The sequence below is a fragment of the Xanthomonas sp. SHU 166 genome (genome assembly GCF_000364685.1).
Classification (GTDB): Bacteria; Pseudomonadota; Gammaproteobacteria; order Xanthomonadales; family Xanthomonadaceae; genus Xanthomonas_A; species Xanthomonas_A sontii.
Genome location: NZ_AQOJ01000063.1, coordinates 1 through 2,167, shown reverse-complemented (window position 1 = coordinate 2,167; position 2,167 = coordinate 1). Strand labels below are relative to the sequence as shown.

Sequence of the window (2,167 nt, the reverse complement as noted above, 5' to 3'; positions counted from 1 at the left end):
CTTCGGTCTTGCTCACTCTTCGGCCCAGCGGGTCATAGCCGAAGCTGGCGATGCTTGCCGCCCCGTATTTGATTTTCTCGAACAACCGGTCGCGCGCGTTCCAGACTAGGTGTGCACGCCGTTGGAAAGCAAGTTGCCGTTGGTGCCGTAGCGTGGCGCCACTGGCTCTTTTAGATAGCCAAACTTAATAAATACACCTTCAAAAATCACCAAACCACAACAGTCGCGCTATACTTCACAGCAAAATCATAATTTTTCAATACGTCCACCCCGCCCCACCATGACCATGATAGTCACTAGAAATCACCACCAACCATGACTTCATATCCGCCAAGAAATCAATTGAATTAAAATCAGAAAATTTCCTTTTCTCGAAATCCGCAAAAAGCTGCAAGAAAATCTGTTCCGCCACGTAATTCATTCGATCATTCATTGACATTGAATCGGCGACCATCAAACGGTAATCCAACATTATATCAGTATACAACTCCCTTTTCTTCCTGTAGAACTTTGATCTTTGAGAGAACTCGAATTCATGCTCTCTACAAACCATTATTAAACTCAACCTCTCTACTTCCCCCCATAGAACCTCTGCTCAAAAAAGTCCACGCCCTCCAATAGAACATCAAGAATTCTAGGGGTATACGTTTCCCAATTTGCATCACAAGTCATCCAAATATTCACTTGCATCACCGCCTTATTTTATTACCCGCAGGAAGAATTCCATTTTGCACAGAAAAATTATCAATCTTCATGCGCTCTAAGGCCGACGCTTCTATTTTTATCTGCATATTCTGGAACGTATCGAAGACGTCCCGCACCCAAACCATCCAAATAAATTTTTATTATCGCATCGATGGATTCTGAGTGATCCCAAATTTCCACAATTAACTTTTTATCAAGCCAAGTCGTTGACATCGTAGCTGAACGCCTGGCTGTTGGCCCGCGTCTGCCGGTTGCTGTCGTCGAAGCTGTCTGTGAAAGCAGCCTGCAGCTCATAGGAATGAAAATTAAAGGTCTGCCAACACACTAAAGCTAAGATTCCGCGCTAAATTTTTCGCAAAACAACTTTTTAAGCTTCAACTGAACAAAACCATACCCCAAGACACTCCAGCTCTCCATATCAATCGGCTTTTCTTTAACTAAAATTTCACGCTCTACCACCGCAGGATTTAAATCGGACAAATAAACCAACCAAGCCCTATGGGAAATCACTTCCTCTCGAACAAAAACAGGTACTGGCCAATGGACCCGCTCCCATTCTTTCAGACCACCAAGAATAGGCCAGTCACAATTTAAAAGAGCCAAGTCGCCTATCAGCCAACATTTCGAAGCGTTCGACGCCTTGAGATTCTCGACATCCATCAGGGAGGGAAGGGATCGATACAATTTTCCAAAAAAATAAGCAAGCAAGACACCGCCTTGTGGCGCGACGCGTGCTACGACACCCACAGAGAAGCAGTTTTTTTCCAATGGTATAGAGAAAACTGAACCCTCTTTATAATTGACGCCTTTCAACCACCACCTCCCTCTTTCTTCAAAAATTCCTCAGCCGCTCTCATATACCCTTCCAACCTAGGGTTTTTCGGACTTATTGGACGAATTGCATCAAGCGGAGGATTATACGTATTGTGAATGATATTTTCCAACCCCCGCTGCTCAGCCCTCACGTCTGTTCTATAAACAGCCTCGAAAGCAAAATCCTTCATAATAGGGTCACGCGCATGTTCCATTTGCCTTCTAATCAAATTACTAGTCCGACCTGACCTCATTACCATTCCATCAATATTCTTAAGAACATATACACCGCCTTTCGCCAGATCATCAAGCTGACTGTAACCTCCACCTGGCAACACCACGCCCGCAAGTAGCAATCCCACCGACGCAAACTTTGCGGTACGGCTTGCACACGGATCCAGCAATGTCTTGCCCGTATCATAGATGTCATAAATACTTAATCCAACCTCGATAAGACCCCAAACAACAGGAATCAGGCACATTGGACAATTGCCGGAAGGATCCCGATAGCTCAACGGATCTCCATTCACATAAGCATATGAATTCGTGCCTCCGGCCAGCCCAATCGGATCCTCACTCAGGAAGCGTCCAACGCTGGAGGAGTAGTAACGTGCACGGTAGTAATAAAGCCCACTCGCATCCCGCTCCC

3 protein-coding genes are annotated in these 2,167 nt (G+C 45.4%); all 3 read right to left on the bottom strand.

Features of this window, described 5'->3' with window-relative positions:
* Positions 1-256: 256 nt before the first annotated feature.
* The gene (locus D180_RS23755; protein WP_198526504.1) at positions 257-472 is read right to left on the bottom strand and encodes a hypothetical protein; all 216 of its coding nucleotides are present in this window, start codon (positions 470-472) and stop codon (positions 257-259) included.
* A 563-nt stretch (positions 473-1,035) separates the two neighbouring features.
* Positions 1,036-1,518, bottom strand: a complete 483-nt coding sequence (locus D180_RS22760) for an Imm26 family immunity protein (protein WP_157835410.1) — start codon at positions 1,516-1,518, stop codon at positions 1,036-1,038.
* Positions 1,515-2,167 (bottom strand): RHS repeat-associated core domain-containing protein (locus D180_RS22755; RefSeq protein WP_304412375.1); only part of this gene is annotated, 653 nt, incomplete at its 5' end. The genes D180_RS22755 and D180_RS22760, both read right to left, overlap by 4 nt.

Excerpts from the sequence above, each read along its gene's own strand:
- D180_RS23755 (WP_198526504.1), bottom strand. The coding sequence starts at position 472 with ATGTTGGATTACCGTTTGATGGTCGCCGATTCAATGTCAATGAATGAT.